Origin of the sequence: Micromonospora sp. WMMD987, assembly GCF_029581435.1 — a bacterium.
Classification (GTDB): Bacteria; Actinomycetota; Actinomycetes; order Mycobacteriales; family Micromonosporaceae; genus Micromonospora; species Micromonospora rifamycinica.
Window position 1 is genome coordinate 6,200,550 of the sequence record NZ_CP120861.1, and the last position, 20,491, is coordinate 6,221,040.

The 20,491-nt window shown below is 73.5% G+C and carries 15 protein-coding genes and 1 riboswitch; of the genes, 5 read left to right on the plus strand and 10 right to left on the minus strand.

The genetic code is table 11. The features are described 5' to 3' along the window. The first annotated feature begins 2 nt into the window (after window positions 1–2). The 3 genes from O7612_RS26290 to O7612_RS26300 all read left to right on the plus strand — a co-directional run bounded on the left by O7612_RS26290 (window position 3) and on the right by O7612_RS26300 (window position 3,714). Window positions 3–953 (plus strand): LLM class F420-dependent oxidoreductase, encoded by a 951-nt coding sequence (locus tag O7612_RS26290; RefSeq protein ID WP_282274062.1) that lies wholly within the window; start codon window positions 3–5, stop codon window positions 951–953. Beyond that, the gene (locus O7612_RS26295; RefSeq protein WP_282268289.1) at window positions 950–1,258 is read left to right on the plus strand and encodes a cupin; all 309 of its coding nucleotides are present in this window, start codon (window positions 950–952) and stop codon (window positions 1,256–1,258) included. Before O7612_RS26290 ends, O7612_RS26295 begins: the two co-directional genes overlap by 4 nt. Before the next feature lie 86 nt (window positions 1,259–1,344). After that, window positions 1,345–3,714 carry a hypothetical protein gene (locus O7612_RS26300; protein ID WP_282268291.1) on the plus strand — a complete coding sequence of 790 codons (2,370 nt, stop codon included), beginning with the start codon at window positions 1,345–1,347 and terminating at the stop codon, window positions 3,712–3,714. A gap of 175 nt (window positions 3,715–3,889) precedes the next feature. Here the strand turns inward: O7612_RS26300 and thiC are convergent, their stop codons facing one another. The 7 genes from thiC to thiE form a co-directional block, all read right to left on the minus strand. Beyond that, window positions 3,890–5,482, minus strand: coding sequence for a phosphomethylpyrimidine synthase ThiC (gene thiC / locus O7612_RS26305; RefSeq protein ID WP_282268293.1), 1,593 nt, complete (start codon window positions 5,480–5,482; stop codon window positions 3,890–3,892). 17 nt (window positions 5,483–5,499) lie between these two features. Continuing rightward, window positions 5,500–6,288: a bifunctional hydroxymethylpyrimidine kinase/phosphomethylpyrimidine kinase gene (thiD, locus tag O7612_RS26310; RefSeq protein WP_282268294.1), complete on the minus strand. Its 789-nt coding sequence runs from the start codon at window positions 6,286–6,288 to the stop codon at window positions 5,500–5,502. Next, on the minus strand, window positions 6,285–7,010 hold the full coding sequence (locus tag O7612_RS26315; protein ID WP_282268296.1) for a thiamine phosphate synthase: 726 nt from the start codon (window positions 7,008–7,010) through the stop codon (window positions 6,285–6,287). The genes thiD and O7612_RS26315 overlap by 4 nt, the downstream gene beginning before the upstream one ends. Before the next feature lie 250 nt (window positions 7,011–7,260). Then, the gene (locus tag O7612_RS26320) at window positions 7,261–8,031 is read right to left on the minus strand and encodes a thiazole synthase (protein ID WP_282268297.1); all 771 of its coding nucleotides are present in this window, start codon (window positions 8,029–8,031) and stop codon (window positions 7,261–7,263) included. 5 nt (window positions 8,032–8,036) lie between these two features. After that, entirely contained in the window at window positions 8,037–8,237 is a 201-nt protein-coding gene (gene thiS / locus O7612_RS26325; RefSeq protein WP_282268298.1) for a sulfur carrier protein ThiS, read from the minus strand. A gap of 9 nt (window positions 8,238–8,246) precedes the next feature. After that, on the minus strand, window positions 8,247–9,317 hold the full coding sequence (thiO, locus tag O7612_RS26330) for a glycine oxidase ThiO (protein ID WP_282268300.1): 1,071 nt from the start codon (window positions 9,315–9,317) through the stop codon (window positions 8,247–8,249). A gap of 52 nt (window positions 9,318–9,369) precedes the next feature. Continuing rightward, entirely contained in the window at window positions 9,370–9,996 is a 627-nt protein-coding gene (thiE, locus tag O7612_RS26335) for a thiamine phosphate synthase (RefSeq protein ID WP_282268302.1), read from the minus strand. Continuing rightward, window positions 9,991–10,099: riboswitch (TPP riboswitch) on the minus strand. Its footprint overlaps the gene before it by 6 nt. A gap of 338 nt (window positions 10,100–10,437) precedes the next feature. Between thiE and O7612_RS26340 the strand changes: the two genes are divergently transcribed. Beyond that, a complete protein-coding gene (locus tag O7612_RS26340) occupies window positions 10,438–16,257 on the plus strand; it encodes a ThuA domain-containing protein (protein ID WP_282268304.1) in 5,820 nt (1,939 codons plus the stop codon). Between the two features lie 74 nt (window positions 16,258–16,331). After that, window positions 16,332–16,880, plus strand: a complete 549-nt coding sequence (locus O7612_RS26345; RefSeq protein ID WP_282268306.1) for a hypothetical protein — start codon at window positions 16,332–16,334, stop codon at window positions 16,878–16,880. Window positions 16,881–17,075: 195 nt separating this feature from the next. Here O7612_RS26345 and O7612_RS26350 read toward each other — a convergent pair whose 3' ends face one another. From O7612_RS26350 to O7612_RS26360, 3 genes are all read right to left on the minus strand, one after another. After that, window positions 17,076–18,038: an aldo/keto reductase gene (locus O7612_RS26350; protein ID WP_282268307.1), complete on the minus strand. Its 963-nt coding sequence runs from the start codon at window positions 18,036–18,038 to the stop codon at window positions 17,076–17,078. Between the two features lie 86 nt (window positions 18,039–18,124). Continuing rightward, window positions 18,125–19,804, minus strand: coding sequence for an ATP-binding cassette domain-containing protein (locus O7612_RS26355; protein WP_282268308.1), 1,680 nt, complete (start codon window positions 19,802–19,804; stop codon window positions 18,125–18,127). Between the two features lie 41 nt (window positions 19,805–19,845). After that, window positions 19,846–20,451 carry a methyltransferase gene (locus tag O7612_RS26360; protein ID WP_282268309.1) on the minus strand — a complete coding sequence of 202 codons (606 nt, stop codon included), beginning with the start codon at window positions 20,449–20,451 and terminating at the stop codon, window positions 19,846–19,848. Window positions 20,452–20,491 lie beyond the last annotated feature (40 nt).

Here is a 20,491-nt window from a genome sequence, read left to right on the forward strand (position 1 = left end):
CCATGCGGGTGGCCGTCTTCACCGAGCCGCACCGGGGCGCGAGCTACGACGACCAGCTCCGGTTCGCCCGGCTCTGCGAGGACGGCGGCTTCGACGGGTTCCTCCGGGCCGACCACTACCGGGCGATGGGCGACGAGCCCGGGCTGCCCGGCCCCACCGACGCCTGGCTCACCCTGGCCGCGCTCGCCCGCGAAACCTCCCGGATCCGGCTGGGCACCCTGGTCACCTCGGCCACCTTCCGGCTGCCCGGCCCGCTGTCCGTGATGGTCGCCCAGGTGGACCAGATGAGCGGCGGACGGGTCGAGCTGGGCATCGGTGCCGGCTGGTACGAACGGGAGCACGTCGCGTACGGCATCCCCTTCCCGGGAGTCGGCGAACGCTTCGACCGGCTCGCCGAACAGTTGGAGATCATCACCGGGCTGTGGCGCACCCCGGTCGGCGAGACCTACAGCTGGGCCGGCGAGCACTACCGGCTCGTCGACGCCCCGGGCCTGCCCAGACCGGTCCAGCAGCCGGGTCCACCGGTGATCGTCGGGGGTCGCGGTCCGAAGCGCACCCCCGACCTGGCCGCCCGGTACGCCGACGAGTTCAACGTGCCGTTCACGTCGGTCGAGGAGACCGCCGAGGCGTACGACCGGGTACGGGAGGCCTGCGACCGGGCCGGCCGGGCCGACTCGGGACGTCCCCCCCTGGTGTTCTCCGCCGGGATCGTGGTGGCGGTCGGGCGTACCGACGCCGAGGCCCGTCGTCGGGCCGCGCCGCTGCACGTCAAGAGCGCCCTGCCGCCCGAGGACCCGGTGGTCGGCTCCCCGGCCCACCTGGTCGACCGGATCGGCGAGTTCGCCGCGATCGGCGCCACCCGGGTCCACCTGCGGCTGATCGACCTCGACGACCTCGACCACCTGGAGCTCATCGCCGCCGAGGTGCTCCCCCAACTGGACGGAAGCCGATGACCACCGCATCCCACGACCTCGAACTCGGCCCCGTCGGCCAGGAGATCGTCTACGAGAACGACCGGGTCCGGGTGTGGCACATCCGGCTGGCCCCGGGCGAGCGGCAGCCGCTGCATCGGCACGACCACCCGTACCTGGTGATCGCCATCGAGGGTGCCAGGAACGTGGTGCAGACGATCGACGGCACCCGGATCGACGCCGACGAACCCACCGGCGGCGTGGTCTACCGGGATCCGGGCGCGGTCCACATGCTCACCAATGTCGGGGACACGACCTACCTGGCCCGTCTGGTCGAGCTGAAGTAGTCACTGGTAGCGCTTGGGTAACAGCTGGTCCCGGCCGCGCCGCGCCGCAGTGGCGATCGGGCGCACCGGGCCGTAACGTGCCCGACATGGCCTTTCGGACGTGGGGCAGACTGCTGCTCACCGCACTCGGGGTGAGCATGTTGGCCGGGGCCGGCCAGCTCGGCATCGCGTACGGCTTCGGCATCGTCCGACTCACCGGCGACTTCCCCGACGTCAACCGGTGGCTGGCCCAGCTCGCCTGGGTCGGCTGGTTCGCGGCGACCGCAGCCGTGGTCGGCGCGGTCCTTACCGGCCGGCTCGCCCGCCGCGAGGGACTGCCGGGGACCACCCCGGTACACCTGGCGATCTCCGGTGTCGCCGCGCTCGGGGCGCTGGTCGTCGCCCCGCTCTGCATGCAGCCCGCACGGGCCGCCGAACTGGGCGGCGTCGATCCGGTCCGGGCGGTCGGCATCTGCGCGGTCGCCGGAGCGGTGGTCGGCGCGGGTGCCGCCGCGGCCGTCCTGCTACGCCCCCCGCTGGGCGGGAACGTCGCCCTGCTGGCGGGCGCGGTCTGGCTGCTCGCGTCGATCTCGGCCGCGCCGGGGGTGCTGTCCACCGGGCCGCTGCGCACCGTACGGCTGGGGGTGCTGGAGCCGACCTGGCTCGGCCCGGACCGGGCCCGGTGGCTGGCGCCGGTGGTGCTGCCCGTGGTCGCGCTGGTGGCCGGCGCGGTGACCGGTGGACTGGCCCGACGGCGCGGCCACGTCCCGCTGATCGGCGGGGCCACCGGCGCGGCCGGCCCGATGCTGCTCGCCTTCGCCTACCTGACCGCCGGGCCGGGCGACCCGGCGGACCGTTACCAGCTCGCCCCGTACTACGGCGCGCTGATCGCGGTCGTCGCCGGTGCGCTCGGCTCGACCACCGCCGCGCTGGTGCGCTGGCCGCTGCTGCCCGCCCGCCCTGCCGCCGGTGACCGGGACGGGGTGATCGAGCCGACCGACATCCTCGCGCCGTTGCCCGCCGTGCCCGGCCCGACCCGGGCCACGACCGAGGGAACCGTCCCGGCCGGAGCCATGGCGGAGGGAAGCGTTCCGGCCGCCGCGCTGGCGGACGAGCCGGTCACCGTGGATCTGGGTGTGGTCGGCCGGAGCGTCGATTCCGGCTCATCCGGCCCGGCTGGTACCCCGGCCCACTGGGACTGGCCGGATCCCGCCGCCACCGTCACCGACCGACCGACGATCCGCCCCGCTCCCGCTCCGGCCTCTGCTCCCGCTCCCGCACCTGCTTCCTCTCCCGCACCGGCGTCTGCGTTGACGCCGCCACCGGTTTCCGCACCCGCACCCGCTCCAACCGGGGGGCCGCTGTCGACGCCCGCCCCGGCCCCGACCGGTCTGTCCCGGGCCGAATCGACCTCGACCGAACCGACGCCAGCCACGCCCGCCCGGACGAAGCGGACCCCACCCGGATCGGCCCGGTCGGTCCCGACCCCGGCCGTGTCCGAGCCCGCCCGACCCGAACCGACCCCGGCAGAGCCGTCCCCATCCGGGTCCGCACGAACCGGGTCCGCACGAACCGGGTCCGCACGAACCGGGTCCGCACGAACCAAGGACGCGACTGCCGGGCAGGGGCAGGCCGCTTCACCGGCCAGCGGGGACGAACCCGCTCCCGCGTCTCGACCGAGGCGGGCCACGGCCGCCACCGCCGGCACCCCGGCCGGTTCCACCGAGCGAACCGCCCCGACCTCGGCAGCCGGGGGCGGCGACACCGACGGGGACCGCCCGGCCGCCACCCGATCCGGGCCTGCCACCCCGACCGACGCCGACGAGACGGTCGGAAGGCGATCCGCCGCCACCCGATCCGGGCCTACCGCCCGGTCCGCACCGACCGGTGCCGCAGCGCCGGACAGCACAGGGCCGGACAGCGCACCCAGCATGCCGGCCGCCGTGCCCACCGCCGGGGCGGTACCGCCCGTGGCCGGGTTGCGACACGTCACGCCGGACGGGGTCGAGGGCATGCCACGCCCCCGCCACCAACTGCCGGACCTGAGCGGTACCGGTGGACCGGTCGACGCCGACCACCCCGGGCCGCCCCGGGCCGCCCTGCCGTTTCCCGAGCCGGACACCACCGGGCGGACGGAGACCCCGGGGCCGGTCAACCTCCGCTGGGAGGCGAGCACCTCCCCCGCCGACACCCCGCCGGCGGGGAAGCCCGCCGCCCCGGATTCCGTCGACACCATGCCGACGGACAGCGACGATCGGAAAATTGCCGGAAAGACCAAGGGCCGACGTGGACTGTTCCGGCGTAACCGACCGACCGAGGTCGAGCAGGCAGACGACCGGACCGCAGCGCAGGCGACCCCCGACGACGAGTACGTCGACTGGGTCGCCGGCCTGAGCAAGCCGCTGGCCGACAACGAACCGGAACGGGAGAGCGGTCGCCGCTCACTACGCACCAGCGGCCGCCACCACCGCGACTGACCCACCCACCCACCCCGGCCCCCGGCTCCCTCCCCCGGCCCACGACCACGACCACGACCACGACCACGACGATGATCAAGAGGTTTGCGTCAGGCTTCCGCGCACAGTTGACGCAGACCTCCTGATCACGACGGCTGAGGGCGGGGCGGGCGAGGAGGGCGGGAAGGTGGAAGGGTCAGGCCAGGGGGAGGTAGACGCGGTTGCCGGCGGAGCGGAACTCGGCCGACTTGCCCTGCATGCCCTGGGCGGCGTACTCCTTCAGTTCCTGGGTGATCTTCATGGAGCAGAACTTGGGGCCGCACATGGAGCAGAAGTGGGCGGTCTTCGCCGGCTCCGCCGGGAGCGTCGCGTCGTGGTAGGAGCGGGCGGTCTCCGGGTCCAGCGACAGGTTGAACTGGTCTTCCCAGCGGAACTCGAACCGCGCCTTCGACAGCGCGTCGTCCCAGGCCTGCGCGCCGGGGTGCCCCTTGGCCAGGTCGGCCGCGTGCGCCGCGATCTTGTACGCGATCACGCCGGCCTTCACGTCGTCCCGGTCGGGCAGCCCGAGGTGTTCCTTCGGGGTGACGTAGCACAGCATCGCGGTGCCGAACATGCCGATCATCGCGGCCCCGATCGCCGAGGTGATGTGGTCGTACGCCGGGGCGATGTCGGTGGTCAACGGGCCGAGGGTGTAGAACGGGGCCTCGTGGCACCACTCCTGCTGGAGGTCCACGTTCTCCTTGATCTTGTGCATCGGCACGTGGCCCGGACCTTCGATCATCACCTGCACGTCGTACTCCCAGGCGATCCGGGTCAGTTCGCCGAGGGTACGCAGCTCGGCGAACTGGGCCTCGTCGTTGGCGTCGGCGATCGAACCGGGCCGCAACCCGTCGCCGAGGGAGAACGTCACGTCGTACCGGGCGAGGATCTCGCACAGCTCCCGGAAGTTGGTGTAGAGGAAGTTCTCCTCGTGGTGCGCCAGGCACCAGGCCGCCATGATCGAGCCGCCCCGGGAGACGATCCCGGTGACCCGGTCCACCGCCAGCGGCACGTACGGCAGCAGCACCCCCGCGTGCACCGTCATGTAGTCCACGCCCTGTTCGGCCTGCTCGATGACGGTCTCGGCGAACACCTCCCAGCTCAGCTTGACCGGGTCGCCACCCACCTTCTCCAGCGCCTGGTAGATCGGCACCGTGCCGATCGGCACCGGCGCGTTGCGGACGATCGCCTCCCGGGTCTCGTGGATCCGCTTGCCGGTCGACAGGTCCATCACGGTGTCCGCGCCCCAGCGGGTGGCCCAGGTCAGCTTCTCCACCTCCTCGGCGACCGACGAGGTCACCGCCGAGGTGCCGATGTTGGCGTTCACCTTCACCAGGAACGCCCTACCGATGATCGCCGGTTCGCACTCGGGGTGGTTGACGTTGAGCGGCAGCACCGCCCGCCCGGCGGCGATCTCGTCCCGCACCACCTCCGGCGGCATGCCCTCCCGGATCGCCACGAACTCCATCTCCGGGGTGACCACCCCGGCGCGGGCGTACCAGAGCTGGGTGGGGCGTTTCGCGTCGACGCCGGCCAGCGGGGTGCCGGCCCCCCGGACCGGCGCGACGTCGCCCCGCTCGGCGATCCACGGCCCGCGCAGCGGCGGCAGCCCCACCTGCGGATCCGAGCCGGGTCCGGAGGTGTCGTAGAGGCGGACCGGCGGGTTGTCCCCGGTCAGTTCCACCTCGGCGAACGGCACCCGGACGTCCGGCCGGGATCCCTCGACGTAGACCTTGCGACGTGCCTGCATGACAGCCTCCCTGATGGTCATCGGGACCAGCCGAAGTGGTCCAGCGGGCCGCGTCCCGCGCCCAGTTCCCAGTCCCGCCCGCCGGTCAGCGCGCGGGTGACGTACTCCTTGGCGGTGGCGACCGCGACCGGCACCGGGTCGCCGGCCGCGAGCCGGACGGCGATCGCCGCCGAGAACGAGCAGCCGGTGCCGTGGCTGTGCCGGGTGTCCACCCGGGGCGCGCGGAGCAGGGTGGTCGTCGTGCCGCCGGCCAGCACGTCGACCGACTCGCCGCCCGCGTCGACGTCGCCGCCGGTGACCACCACGAACTCCGGGCCGCCGGCCGCCAGCGTCTGTGCCGCCTCGACCATCTCCCCGACCGTGGTCACCGGGCGTCCGGTGAGGGCGGCGGCCTCCGCGCAGTTCGGCGTCGCCACCCGGGCGTACGGCAGCAGCCGCTCGACCGCCGCCACCACCCCGAGCCGGTGTCCACTGGTGGCGACGAGCACCGGGTCGACGACGAGGTGCGGCAGCCGGCCCGCCTTCGCCGCCTCGGCCACCGCGTCGGCGACCGCCGGGGTGCCCAGCATCCCGGTCTTCACCGCCCGGACCGCGAAGTCGGCGAGCACGCTGTCGAGCTGCTCGGTGACGGTGCGCGGGGGCAGCGGCAGCACGGCGTCCACGCCCCGGGTGTTCTGCGCGGTGACGGCGGTCAGCACGCTGGTGCCGTACGCGCCGAGGGCGGCGAAGACCTTGAGGTCGGCCTGGATGCCGGCACCGCCGCCGGAGTCGGAGCCGGCGATGGTCAGCACGGTCGTCGGTGTCATGTCCCCTCCTCGGGGCCCGCGTCGCTGATCGGGCTGCGGGCAAAGGCGCTGGTGAGGGTCGCGGCGGTCTCGGTGGGATCGGCGGCCCGCATGATCGCGCCGAGCACCGCCACCCCGACCGCGCCCGCCTCGACACAGGCCGTCACCTGCTGCGGGGTCTCGATGCCACCCAGGGCGAGGACGGGCACCGGGCTGAGCCGGACCAGCCGGCGCAGCCCGTCCGGGTGCAGGGGTGGGCCGTAGCCGGGTTTGCTGCGGGTGGTCCAGACCGGCGAGAGCGTCACGTAGTGCTCGGTGCTGAGTCGGGCCAGCTCGGCCGGGTCGTGACAGGACCGGCCGACGAGCCGCACGGCCGGCGGCGGGTACGGCCCGGCCGCCGCCAGATGCACTGCCCCACCGGCACCACCCGGGTCCGGGCCGGGCGGGTCGGGGCCGTCTTCGAGCGGGTCGGGGCCGTCTTCGAGCGGGTCGGGGCCGGCGACGATCAGGGTGCCGCCGTTCCCGGCCAGGACCGCCCGCAGGTCGACGGCGAGGGCGGCCCGTTCGGCGCGGGGCAGGTCCTTCTCCCGCAGCACCACCCAGCGGACCCCACCCCGCACCGCCCCCGCGACCACGTCGACGAGGTCCGTCCGCGCCGCCCGCCGGTCGGTCAGCAGCAGCACCCCCGACGGCCGACTGTCGCCCCGCCCCGCCCCCGGCCCCGTCCGCACCGTCCCGGTCACCAACCGACCCACCTCCCGACGGCGCCCCCTCGGGCCTCGACGCCGTTGCCGGTGCAGAGATCTTGGAAGCAGGTGGCCCCCTGGGGGGCCGATTTCTTCCAAGATCTACTAGCCCCCGCCCAGGCCGCAGACGCCGCCACAGGTGGGAGCGCAGGCACAGGTGGGAGCGCAGGCACAGGTGGGAGCGCAGGTACAGCGGGGGGCGGGGACGCAGGCGCGGGCGGGCAGCCGTCGAGGGGGCGGGGGCGGGTCACAGGTCGGGTCTTCCGTCGTCGGGGGTGGAGGCGAGGGCGTGGAAGCGGCGGGGAATGCGGCCGGCGGTGTACGCGAGCCGCCCGGCCCGGACGCCGTACCGCATGGCGGTGGCCATCGCCGGCGGGTCGGCGGCCCGGGTGACGGCGCTGGCCAGCAGCACCCCGTCGCAGCCCAGCTCCATGGCGAGCGCCGCGTCGGAGGCGGTGCCGATCCCGGCGTCGAGGATCACCGGCACGTCGACGCTCTGCCGGATCAGTCGGATGTGGTGCGGGTTGGTCACCCCCAGTCCGGAGCCGATCGGGGCACCGGCCGGCATCACCGCCGCGCAGCCGACGTCGGCCAGCCGACGGGCCAGCACCGGGTCGTCGGAGGTGTACGGCAGCACGACGAAGCCGTCGGCGACGAGTTCCTCGGCCGCCCGCAGCAGCTCCACCCCGTCGGGGAGCAGGGTGCGTTCGTCGCCGATCACCTCCAGCTTGACCCAGTCGGTGTCGAACGCCTCCCGGGCCAGCCGGGCCACCTTCACCGCGTCGGCGGCGGTGTAGCAGCCGGCGGTGTTGGGCAGCAGCTTCACCGCGCACCGGTCGAGCAGGTCGAGCAGTCCGCCGGCGGTGCCGGGGGCGGTGTCGACCCGGCGCAGGGCGAGGGTGACCAGTTCGGTGCCGGAGGCCCGGATCGCCTGTTCCAGCACGTGCAGGTTGGCCGCGCCGCCGGTGCCGAGGACGAGCCGTGAGGTGAAGGTCTGTCCGGCGATGGTGAGGGGCATCGGGGTCACCCGCCCTGGGCGGCGCTGAGCACCTCGACCCGGTCACCGTCGCGCAGCGGGGTGACCGGCCAGCCGCCCCGGGGCACCACCTCGCCGTTGACCGCGACGGCGAGCCCGCGCCGTTGCCCGGTGACCGTGGCGACCAGGTCCGCGACGGTCGCGCCGCCGGTCAGCTCACGGTCGACGCCGTTGACGATCAGTCGCACGTGTCCTCCTCAGTGGAACCGGTCGGCGGTGAACGGGGTGAGCAGCGGGTCCGGCTTCCCGGTGACGATCAGCTCGGTGATCAGGTCGGCGGTGACCGGGGTGAGCACGATGCCGTGCCGGTGGTGGCCGGTGGCGGCGAGCACGCCGGGCCGGCCGGGCAGTGGCCCGAGGACCGGTGCGTTGTCCGGGGTGCCGGGGCGCAGCCCGGCGGTCGCCTCGACCAGCTCGTACTCGGCGAGTTCGGGGACCAGGTCGACGGCGGCCCGGAGCAGCCGCAGCACCGCCCCGGTGGTCACCTCGGTGTCGGCGCGTTCCTCCACGGTCGCCCCGACCACCACCTCGCCGCTGTCCCGGGGGACCAGGTAGACCGACTCGCCGTCGGCGTACCCCCGGATGACGTGCCGGAAGCCGGGCGGGCGGTGGTCGGGCGCGCGCAGCCGCAGCACCTGGCCCTTGACCGGGCGGACCGGCAGCCCGGTCAGCGCGGTGGCGCCGCACCCGGCGGCGACCACGACGACCGGCGCGACCAGGTCGGCCAGCCGGGTCACCGCGCCGGGAAGCAGGGTCACGCCGGCCCGTTCGGCGGCGGTCCGCAGCGCGGCGACCAGCCGGCGCGGGTCGACCTGGTGGTCGCCGGGGGCGACCGCCCCGCCGCGCAGCCGGGGGGTCAGCGCCGGTTCGCGGTCGCGGAGCTGCGAGGGCGGCAGCGCGCTGATCGGCAGTCCCAGCCCCTGCTGGTACGTCCAGAGCCGGCGTGCCTCGGCCAGGTCGTCCCCGGTCAGCCCGACCACCAGGGTTCCGTCCGTGCGGTGTCCGAACCCGGTGCCGGCGGCGGCGGTCAGGTCGGCGGCAAAGCCCGGCCAGCGGGCGGCCGATTCGACGAGCAGCCCGGTCAGCTCCCGTTCCCCGAAGTAGGCCTCGGCGACCGGGGCGAGCATGCCGGCGGCGACCCGCGACGCACCGGAGCCGGGGGCCGGATCGTGCACGACCACCCGCAGGCCACGGGCGGCGCAGCGCCAGGCGATCGCCAACCCGACCGGTCCCGCCCCGACGACGGCGACGTCCGGCCCGGTCAGCATGTCGGGGCCGGGGTCGGCCCGGCGGTGACCCGGTCCGGGCCGCCGGCCCGGGTCAGCATGTCAGGGCCGCGATCAGCTCGGCGGTGGCCCGGCCCGGGTCGGCGACGGCGGAGAGCGCCCCGACCACGGCCACCCCGTACGCCCCGGCGGCCCGCAGCGCCGGCACCGTCGCGGCGGTGACGCCGCCGATGGCGATCACCGGCACGGCCACGGCCTCGGCGACGGCCCGTACCCCGGCGGGGCCGATCGGGTCGGGCAGGCCAATCTTGGTGGTGGTCCGGTGGCAGGGGCCGACACCCAGATAGCTGGCCCCGGCGGCCACCGCCCGCGCCGCGCCACCGGGTTCCCGGGCGGTCGCGCCGAGCACGGCGTGGACGCCGAGCACCCGGCGGGCCGCCGCCACGGGCAGGTCGTCCGCGCCGACGTGGCCGCCGTCGGCGTCCACCGCGAGGGCCACGTGCAGCCGGTCGTTGACCAGGCAGCTGGCCCGGTACGGCAGGCAGAGGGCGCGGACCCGCCGGGCCAGGTCGTAGGCCTGCCGGTCGGTGGTCTCGTCGGTGACCCGGACCTGGACGACCAGGTCGGCGCGGGCCACCGGGAGGGCGGCCCGCACGATGGCGAGGGGGTCGCACCCGGGCCGGGTGTCGGTGATCAGGTGCAGTCGGCCGAGGGGCGGCACGGCAACTCTCCTCCCTGCGCCGGCATTATCCGGATCAGGTTCGACGGTCGGGGGCTCTCAGCCCCCCTCTCAGCCCGGTGTACCGGGCTCCCGTGGGTTACGTGCCTGTGACCGTACGACAGATCTGCTGATCCGCCAAGGGGTGCTAGATTGATCCAACACTGTCGATGACTATCTTTTACCCCCTCTCTCCACATAAGCCGGAAAGGTGAGTCGGCGATACCGAATCGTTACATGCTCATGCCTTGCCGGAAACCAATCCAGCGGCGCTAATTTGTTCAACCGATCGACATTATTCCGGCGCGAGGCCTCGGCGTGGCCCGCACCGGATCGCCACCGGTGCGGACCTCGGCGGGCCCACACCGATCCGACCGGGGACGGTCTGCGGCGAGTCGTCCCCATGCCCCCACCACTGTCCAATACGGACAAAAGGAGCATGGAGTGTCTCCATCCCGCCATCGCCGCGTACGTCGCGGCCCACTCGGAGCCGGTCTACTGGCCCTCTCCCTACTCGCCAGCGGCCTGATCGGCGGTACCCCCGCCCAGGCCGCTCCCGTCGCGGCGGCCCGGCCACAGGCCGCCCCGGCACCGGCGGCGGCAGCCGCCGAACCGTTCTCCGTCCTGGTCTTCTCCAAGACCGCCGGTTTCCGGCACGACGCCATCCCGGCCGGCATCGCCGCGATCCAGAAGCTCGGCACCGACAACGGCTTCACCGTCGACACCACCGAGGACGGGGCCGCCTTCAACGACACCAACCTGGCCAAGTACCAGGCGGTGATCTGGCTCTCCACCACCGGTGACGTGCTCGACAGCACCCAGCAGGCCGCGTTCGAGCGCTACATCAAGGCCGGCGGCGGCTACGCCGGCGTGCACGCCGCCTCGGACACCGAGTACGACTGGGCCTGGTACGGCAACCTGGTCGGCGCGTACTTCTCCGGCCACCCGGCCAACCAGCAGGCCACCGTCAAGGTCGAGGACCACGCGCACCCGTCGACGGCCACCCTGCCGGACCGCTGGTCCCGGTTCGACGAGTGGTACAACTTCCGCACCAACCCGCGCTCCAAGGTGCACGTCCTGGCCAGCCTGGACGAGAAGTCCTACAGCCCGGGTGCCGGCGCGATGGGCGCCGACCACCCCACCGCCTGGTGCCAGGACTACGACGGCGGTCGGTCCTGGTACACCGGCGGCGGCCATACCCAGGCGTCGTACACCGAGCCCGAGTTCCTCACCCACCTGCTCGGCGGCATCCGTACCGCGGCCGGGGTGGAGAACGCGGACTGCGGCGCCACCAAGACCGCGAACTTCGAGAAGGTCACCCTCGACAGCAACACCAACAACCCGATGGAGCTGGACATCGCTCCGGACGGCCGGGTGTTCTACGCCGAGCGCGACGGCCGGGTGCAGATCGTCAAGCCGGACACCGGCAACACGGTCACCGCGACCCGGCTGGACGTCTTCACCGGCAACGAGGACGGCCTGATCGGGTTGCGCCTCGACCCGAAGTTCGCCGACAACAAGTGGATCTACCTGTACTACGCACCGGCCGGTGGCGCACCGCGCAACTACCTGTCCCGGTTCACCGTCAACGGTGACACCATCGACAAGGCCACCGAGAAGGTCGTGCTCCAGGTCGACACCCAGCGCAACACCTGCTGCCACGCCGGCGGCAGCATGACCTTCGACTCGCAGGGCAACCTCTACCTGGCCACGGGCGACAACACCAACCCGTTCGAGTCGAGCGCGTTCACCCCGATCGACGAGCGGCCCGGCCGCCAGGACTACGACGCGCAGCGCAGCGCCGGCAACACCAACGACCTGCGCGGCAAGGTGATCCGGATCCACCCGGAGGACGACGGCACCTACACCATCCCGGCGGGGAACCTGTTCGCCCCGGGCACCGCGAAGACCCGTCCCGAGATCTACGGCATGGGCTTCCGCAACCCGTTCCGGATCGGTATCGACCCGGCCAGCAACACCCTCTACGTCGCCGACTACGGGCCGGACGCCTCGGCGGCCAACCCGAACCGGGGCCCCGAGGGCCTGGTGGAGTGGAACATCGTCAGCGCGCCGGGTAACTACGGCTGGCCGTACTGCGTCGGCAACAACCGGGCGTACAACGACTACACCTTCCCGTCCGGGCCGAGCGGCGCGAAGTTCGACTGCGCCGCGCCGGTGAACGACTCGCCGAACAACACCGGCCTGACCAACCTCCCGCCGGTCGTCCCGGCCACCGTAGACTACGGCTACGCGGGTGACCCGCGCTTCCCCGAGATCGGTGGCGGCGGCGCCCCGATGGGCGGCCCGGTCTACCGGTACGACGCCGACAACACCTCCACCCGCAAGTGGCCGGCGTACTACGACGGCAAGGCCGTCATGGGCGAGTGGAACCAGTCGAAGCTGTACACGATGCAGGTCAGCCCGGACGGCAAGACGCTGATCGACATCAACCAGCTGCTCACCGGCATGCCCATGATCCGTCCGATGGACTTCGAGTTCGGCCCGGACGGCGCGCTCTACATGATCGAGTGGGGCACCGGCTTCGGCGGCAACAACGACGACTCCGGGGTCTACCGGATCGACTACACGGCCGGTGACCGCGCCCCCATCGCCGAGGCCAGCGCCGACCCCACCTCCGGGGCCGCCCCGCTGACCGTGAAGTTCTCCAGCGCCGGGTCGCGTGACCCGGACGGCGGCACGCTGACCTACGCGTGGAAGTTCGGTGACGGGCAGACCTCCACCGAGGCGAACCCCACCCACACCTACACCACGGCCGGCGACTACACCGCGCAGCTCACCGTGACCAACCCCAAGGGCCGTACCGCCGTGGCGAACGTGCCGGTGACGGTCGGCAACACCGCCCCGACGGTGACCATCGAGTTCCCGCCCAGCGGCGGCTTCTTCGACTGGGGCGACCAGGTCAAGTACACGATCAAGGTGACCGACCCGGAGGACGGCACCGTCGACTGTGACCGGGTGCAGCTCCAGGTGCTGCTCGGCCACGACGAGCACGCCCACCCGCTGGAGCAGCACACCGGCTGCACCGGCACCGTGCAGACCTCGCTGGCCTCCGGTCACGGCGCGGAGGCCAACGTCTTCGCGGTCTTCGAGGCCACCTACACCGACGACGGCGGCACCGGCGGCGCCGGCCCGCTGACCGGTCGGGCGATCGAGATCCTCCAGCCCAAGCGCAAGCAGGCCGAGTACTACACGGCCACCGGGCGGGCCCCGGGCAGCACCGGCGGCGGTGACCCGGGCGTGCAGAAGGAGACCACCAGCGACACCGCCGGTGGCGGCCAGAACATCGGCTTCATCGAGGACGGCGACTGGTGGTCGCTCGTCCCGGCCAACCTGACCGGGGTCGAGCAGATCCGGTTCCGGGTGGCCTCCGAGGCCCAGGGCGGTCGGATCGACGTGCACGCCGGGGCCGTCGACGGTCCGGTCGTGGCCACGGCGACCGTACCGGCCACGGGCGGCTGGCAGCAGTTCGTCGACGTGACCGCGCCGGTGACGGCCGGCGCGGAGGGCGCGCTGTACTTCGTCGCCAAGGACCCGGCCGGTGGCGCGGGTTCGCTGTTCAACGTCAACTGGATGGACTTCATCGGCCGGGGCGTGACCGACAACGCGCCGCCGCAGGTGACGGCCACCGCCACCCCGGCGACCGGCACCGCGCCGGTCACCGTGACCTTCACCGGCACGGCCACCGACGCCGAGGGTGACACCCCGCTGACGTACGCCTGGGACTTCGGTGACGGCGGGACGGCGACGACCCTGAACGCCACCCACACCTACACCACCCCGGGCGCCTTCACCGCCACCCTGACGGTGACGGACAAGCGGGGCGCGAAGTCCTACGCGACCGTCCCGGTCAAGGTGGACGCGCCGACCAACTCCTGCCTGGGAGCGCGGTCGGACGAGTTCACCGGCAACACCCTCGACAAGGACCGCTGGTCGGTGGTCCGGGAGAACCAGCTCTACTCGGTCTCCGGCGGCGCGCTGCGGCTGCCCACGTCCTCGGGTGACCTGTACGGCTCCCGCAACGACGCGACCAACCTGGTGCTCCAGCCCGCACCCAGCGGGGCCTGGCAGGCCACCACGAAGGTCACCGTGCCCGTCACCGCCGACTACCAGCAGGCCGGCCTGCTGATCTACGGCGACGACGACAACTACGCCAAGGTCGACCTGCTCTACGGCGGGTCGCGCAAGGTGGAGTTCATCCGGGAGACCGCCGGAACGCCCCGCAACGACGCGGCCGACGCCGTGGCCGCCCCGGCCGGTGACACCATCTGGCTGCGGCTGATCAGCGACGGCACCAACCTGACCGCGCAGTTCTCCACCGACGGCTCCACGTTCACCCCGGTCGGCCGGTCCGCCGCGCTGGCCGGCATCACCAACCCGCGGATCGGTCTGCTCGCCCTCAACGGCGGCACCACCGCTCCGGTGGTGGACGCGGTGTTCGAGTCGTTCCTGGTCTCGCCGGACGCTCCGGCCGGCCCGGTCGTCCCGTCGGACGAGTTCACCGGCACCACGCTCGACAAGTGCCGGTGGAACGCGGTGCTCCGGGAGGACCCGGCCGCCTACCGGGTGGTCGACGGCGCGCTGAAGATCGACGTGCCGAAGGGTGACATCTACGGCACCAGCAACACCGGTCCGACGAACTTCATCCTCCAGACCGCGCCGAGCGGCGACTGGACCCTGGAGACGAAGGTCGACGGCAGCGCGCTGGCCGAGCAGTACCAGCAGGCCGGTCTGATCGTCCACGCCGACGACGACAACTACGTCAAGTTGGACTTCATCGTGGACAACCAGGCGGGTCAGACGCCGTCGCGGCGGATCGAGTTCCGTGGCGAACTCGCCGGGGTGACGCAGAACCCGCAGCCCCAGGTCTCCAACCTGACCTCGGCGGTGTGGCACCTGCGGCTGGCCCGGGCCGGTGACACCTTCACCGCGTCCTACTCGGCGGACGGGCAGGAGTGGACCACGTTCGAGACGGTGACGAACGCCGCCGTCGGGGCCACCCCGAAGATCGGTCTGTTCACCCTCGGCGCGAACGCGGCCACCTCGAAGACGGCCTCGTTCGACTACTTCCGGCTCTCCACCAAGGCGGCCGACACGACCGCCCCGGTGACCACGGCCACCGTCTCCGGCACCCCGACCGAGGGTTGGTACACCGGCCCGGTCACGGTGACGCTGGCGGCGGCCGACGAGGCCGGCGGTAGCGGGGTGGCGAGCACCGAGTACCAGCTCGACGGGGCCACCACGTGGACCGCGTACACCGGACCGGTGCAGGTCACCGGGGACGGCACCCACGAGGTGCGGTTCCGTTCGACGGACGCGGCCGGCAACGTGGAGGCGACGAAGAAGGTCGCCGTGAAGATCGACGCCACCGCGCCGGTCAGCTCGGCGTCGTTCGCCCCGGCCAACGACGACGGCTGGCACAACGGCACCGTCCCGGTGGTGATCACCTCCACCGACGCCGGTTCCGGGGTGAAGAAGCTGGAGTGGTCGCTCGACGGTGGCGCCTGGACGGCGTACACCACGCCGGTCGAGGTGACCGGGGACGGCACGCACGAGCTGCTGTACCGGGCCACCGACGCCGCCGGCAACGTCGAGGCGCTCAAGTCGGCGGTCGTGAAGATCGACGGCACCAAGCCGACGCTGCTGGTCTCCGGCATCGCCGACGGCCAGCTCTACGGTGACAGCCAGGACGTCCGGATCTCGTGGCAGGCGGTCGACCCGACCTCCGGCATCAAGACGACCTCCGGCGTGCTGGACGGCCGGGCGTACACCAGCGGCACCCTGCAGGCGCTGTACGAGCTGCCGCTCGGCCTGCACGAGCTGACGGTGACCGCGACCGACAAGGCGGGCAACTCCACCACCTCGACGGTCCGGTTCTTCGTCACCACCTCGTTCCGGGACATGCAGAACCTGCTGGACCGGTTCAAGGCGACCGGACGACTCACCACCAAGGCGCACCGTCAGCTGTCCAACAAGCTGGACGCGGTGCGGGAGTCCGAGGCGGCGGGCAACGACAAGCGGGCGGTGCAGCAGTTGACCGCCTTCAAGGCGTTGGCCACCGACACCGCGGTGGTGACCGACACCGATGTCCGGGACGTGCTGGTCCGTGACGCCGACGCCATGATCGTCCGGCTCGGCGGCGCGGCCACCAAGGCCGGCGTCAAGGCGAACGACAACAAGTCGGTCGACGGGGCGGGCCGGCTCGGTGCCGACCCCACCCGGATCGCCAAGGGCGGTTCGCTGTAAGGAGCACCACGGGGCCGCTCCCACCGTCGACACCGACGGTGGGAGCGGCCCCTCCACATCGGAAGGAGACGTCGATGCGTAGCTTCAGAGCCCTCGCCGCCGCGCTGGTCGTGGCGGGCCTGGTGGCCCTGCCGGCGGGTCCGGCGGCGGCGCACGGCGGGAAGGTCAAGCTGACCGTGGCCGGTGACGGCGCCGGCGGGGTCACCGTGATGGCCGTGTACGCCGACGGGCACCGGCTGGACCAGCCGGTCCGGCTCACCGTGACCGCCGAGGGCGAGGGTGGCCGGACGGCCGGTCCGGTGCAGATCGCCCCGGCCGGCGAGGGGCAGGGCTTCTACAGCAGCGGCCCGCTGCTCGCCCCCGGCGACTGGCGGGTGACGGTCAGCGCGCCCGCCCCGTACGAGAGCACGGCGACCGCCCAGGTGCAGGCCCGGGTGGCCCAGTCGCCGTCACCGGTCGCCGCCGAGCGCCCGGCGGCCGGGACGGATCCGGCCGGATCCCGGTGGTGGCCGTGGCTGGCCGGCGGACTCGTGGTGGTCGCCGCCACGGCCGCGGCGCTGCTCTGGCGTCGCCGTCGGGCCGATCCCGGCCCCGGGGACCAGCCGGCCGGTCTGGGCGGCTGAGGCCCCGGTACCGTTCCCACCGGCGACCGATCGGCCCCGGACACCACCGGTGTCCGGGGCCGACGCGTCGGCCCCACCGGGCCGGAATCGCCCCGGGCGGGTCGGCTCGACCGGCCGGGTGGAGGTGCCACGCGGCGCGACGGCCGTACGCGCCGACCGAGTGCCGTCCGCCCCGGCCGGGGGCCGACCGGACGGTCAGAGCAGGGCGTCCAGGGCGTCGAGATCGTCGTCGCCGGGCTGCCAGGTGCCGGCGGCGGCGTTCGCCCGCACCTGCTCGGGCGTGGTCGCCCCGGCGATGACGGAGGCCACCGCCGGCCGGGCCGCCAGCCCGCCGATGGCGACCTGGAGCAGGGTGAGCCCCCGCTGCTCCGCGTACGCCCCGAGCGCCTCGATGGTGTCCCAGCGGGCGGCGGCCAGCCGCTCGGCGTACCGGCCACCGCCGGAGAGGCGGCTGCCGGCGGGCGGGGCGGTGTTGCGCTGGTACTTGCCGGTGAGCAGCCCGTTGGCCAGCGGGAAGAACGGCAGCAGGCCCAGGCCGAAGCGCTCGCAGGCCGGGATGATCTCCACCTCGGCGTCCCGGTGGAGCAGGTTGTAGTGGTTCTGCGCGCTGACGAACCGGGTCAGCCCCCGGGTCTTCGCCGTCCAGTCGGCGTCGGCGATCTGCCAGCCGGAGAAGTTGGAGTTGCCCAGGTAGCGGACCTTACCGGCGCGGACCAGGTCGTCCAGCGCGGCGAGCGTCTCGTCGATCGGGGTGTCCGGGTCGGGCTCGTGCAGCTGATAGAGGTCGATGTGGTCGGTGTCGAGCCGGCGGAGCGACGCCTCGACCGCCCGCACCACGTACCGCCGGGAACCGCGCACCCCGAAGTCGCGACCGTTGCGCCCGCCCATCGACATGCCGAACTTGGTGGCCAGCACCACGTCGTCCCGGCGGCCCTTGAGGGCCTGCCCGAGCAGTTCCTCGGAGCCGCCCGGGGGCTCACCGTAGATGTCGGCGGTGTCGAAGAGGGTGATCCCGGCGTCGAGCGCGGCGTCGACCACGGCCCGGGTGCCGTCGAGGTCGAGTTTGCGGCCGAAGTTGTTGCAGCCGATGCCGACCACGGACACCACGAGCCCGGAGTCGCCCAGCCGGCGGTAGGTCATCTCAGTCACGAGATCCACCCTATGCCGGCCGGACCGGCTGCGACCGGCGACGACCACGCCCGGTGACCGGGCGTGGTCGTCGCCTCACTTCCGGCGCGGGTGGATCAGCCCACGTCCCAGACCGGTTCCGGGGTCTCCACCACGTCACCGTCGCCCCGGAACAGCACGAACCGGTCGAACGACCGGGTGAACCAGCGGTCGTGGGTGACCGCGACCACCGTCCCGGCGAACGCGGTCAGCCCCGCCTCCAGCGCCTCGGCCGAGGCCAGGTCGAGGTTGTCGGTCGGCTCGTCGAGCAGCAGCAGGGTCGCCCCGGACAGCTCCAGCAGCAGCACCAGGAACCGGGCCTGCTGGCCACCGGAGAGGGTGCCGAAGCGTTGGTCCCCCTGCCCGGCCAGCTCGTAGCGGCTGAGCGCCGCCATCGCCGCGTGCCGGTCCATCCCCTCCCGGTGCTCGTCGCCCCGCCACAACGCCTCGACCAGGGTCTTGGCCATCAGCTCCGGCCGGTCGTGGGTCTGCGAGAAGTGCCCCGGCCGGACCCGCGCGCCGAGCCGGACCACCCCGCCGTGGGCCACCGGGGCGAGCGCGGCGGCCCCGTCGACCGGGCCGTTGGCCGGGTCCGGGTCGGTGCCGCCCCGGGCCAGCAGGCGCAGGAAGTGCGACTTGCCGGTGCCGTTGGCACCGAGCACCGCCACCCGGTCGCCGTACCACAGCTCCAGGTCGAAGGGGTAGGTCAGCCCCTCCAGCTCCAGCCGCTCGCAGATGACCGCGCGCTTGCCGGTCCGCCCGCCGGCCAGCCGCATCCGGATGTCCTGGTCCTTCGGTGGTACGGGCGGCGGCCCGGCCTCCTCGAACTTGCGCAACCGGGTCTGCGCGGCCTGGTAGCGGGAGGCCAGCCCGTCGTTGTACGCGGCCTTCTGCTTGTACATCAGCATCAGCTCGCGCAGTTTCTGGTGCTCCTCGTCCCAGCGGCGGCGCAGCTCGTCGAGGCGGGCGTGCCGGGCCGTCCGGGCGTCGTGCCAGCTGGCGAAGCCGCCCGGGTGCACCCAGGCGCTACCGCCCTCGACGGCGACCACCCGGTCGGCGCTGCGGGCCAGCAGCTCCCGGTCGTGCGAGACGTACAGCACCGATTTGGCGGACTCGCGCAGCCGCTGCTCCAGCCAGCGCTTGCCGGGCACGTCGAGGAAGTTGTCCGGCTCGTCGAGCAGCAGCACCTCGTCGGTGCCGCGCAGCAGCAGCTCCAGGGCGAAGCGCTTCTGCTGCCCGCCCGACAGCGTGCGGACCGGCCGGTCCCGGGAGGCCTCCCAGGGCAGGTCGAGCACGGTGGTGGTGACGGTGTCGAAGAGCACCTCGGCGTCGTACCCGCCGGCCTCGCCCCAGGCGGCCAGCGCGTCGGCGTACGCGAGCTGGGCCTTGCCGGCGGCGGTGCTGTACTTGCCGCGCAGCTCGGCCGCCCGCATGGCCTGCTCGGTGTCGGCCAGCCGCCGGCCGGCGTCGCGCAGTGCCGGCGGGGCCAGTGACAGGGCCAGGTCGGCCAGCGTCGACTCGTCACCGATCATGCCGATGAACTGCCGCATCACGCCCAGCCCACCGGAGCGGGCGATCGCGCCGGTGCGCACCGGCAGGTCCCCGGCGACCATCCGTAGCAGTGTGGTCTTGCCCGCACCGTTCGGCCCGACCAGGGCGACCTTGGCACCCTCGCCGACCCGGAACGACACGTCGGCGAAGAGTTCCCGACCGTCCGGAAGGATGTGCCCCACGGCTGCCACGTCCACGTATCCCACGCCGGCATCCTGCCCGAGACGCAGCGCCGGGCGACACCGGATTACCGGGTGACCCGCAGCACCCGGTAGCCCTTCTGGCTGGCGTGCCGGGTGACCGTGAACCCCTCGTCGAGCAGCCAGCGGTGCAGCGAGTCGCCGCCGAGGTGCCGGGCCACCACCAGCCAGCCGACGCCGTCCGGGGTGAGCCGGGGCAGCCAGCGGCGCAGCAGCGCGTGCAGCTCCGGCTTGCCGACGTGGATCGGCGGGTTGGACCAGATCTGCGCGAAGGCGACCTCGGCCGGCACCTCGTCCGGGGCGACCGCGCGGACCCGGTCGGCGGCGTCGATCCGGGCGGCGTTCGCCGCGGTCAGCGCGCGGGCCCGCTCGTTGACGTCGACCGCCCAGACGGTGGCGGTCGGTGCGAGGTCGGCCAGCACACAGCTGATCGGTCCGAACCCGGAGCCGATGTCGAGCAGGTGGCCGCCGGTGCCGGCGGTCGGCAGGTCCGCCTTGCGCAGCAGGACGGCGGTGCCGGGGTCGAGCCGGGTGGCGGAGAAGACGCCGCTGGCGGAGGTGAGCGCGTAGTCGCGCCCGGCGACCTGGAACTCGACCTCGTGGGGACGGGCCGGGGCGCTGGGCTCCGCGGTGAAGTAGTGGTCGCCGGTCACCGGGGCATTCTTCCACCGGCCCCGACCGGACCCACCGCCG

What these genes read in the sequence shown, in the direction of transcription:
- O7612_RS26290 (WP_282274062.1), top strand. Translation starts at nt 3, where the DNA reads ATGCGGGTGGCCGTCTTCACCGAGCCGCACCGGGGCGCGAGCTACGAC.
- O7612_RS26295 (WP_282268289.1), top strand. Translation starts at nt 950, where the DNA reads ATGACCACCGCATCCCACGACCTCGAACTCGGCCCCGTCGGCCAGGAG.
- O7612_RS26300 (WP_282268291.1), top strand. Translation starts at nt 1,345, where the DNA reads ATGGCCTTTCGGACGTGGGGCAGACTGCTGCTCACCGCACTCGGGGTG.
- thiC (WP_282268293.1), bottom strand. Translation starts at nt 5,482, where the DNA reads ATGCAGGCACGTCGCAAGGTCTACGTCGAGGGATCCCGGCCGGACGTC.
- thiD (WP_282268294.1), bottom strand. Translation starts at nt 6,288, where the DNA reads ATGACACCGACGACCGTGCTGACCATCGCCGGCTCCGACTCCGGCGGC.
- O7612_RS26320 (WP_282268297.1), bottom strand. Translation starts at nt 8,031, where the DNA reads ATGCCCCTCACCATCGCCGGACAGACCTTCACCTCACGGCTCGTCCTC.
- thiO (WP_282268300.1), bottom strand. Translation starts at nt 9,317, where the DNA reads ATGCTGACCGGGCCGGACGTCGCCGTCGTCGGGGCGGGACCGGTCGGG.
- O7612_RS26345 (WP_282268306.1), top strand. Translation starts at nt 16,332, where the DNA reads ATGCGTAGCTTCAGAGCCCTCGCCGCCGCGCTGGTCGTGGCGGGCCTG.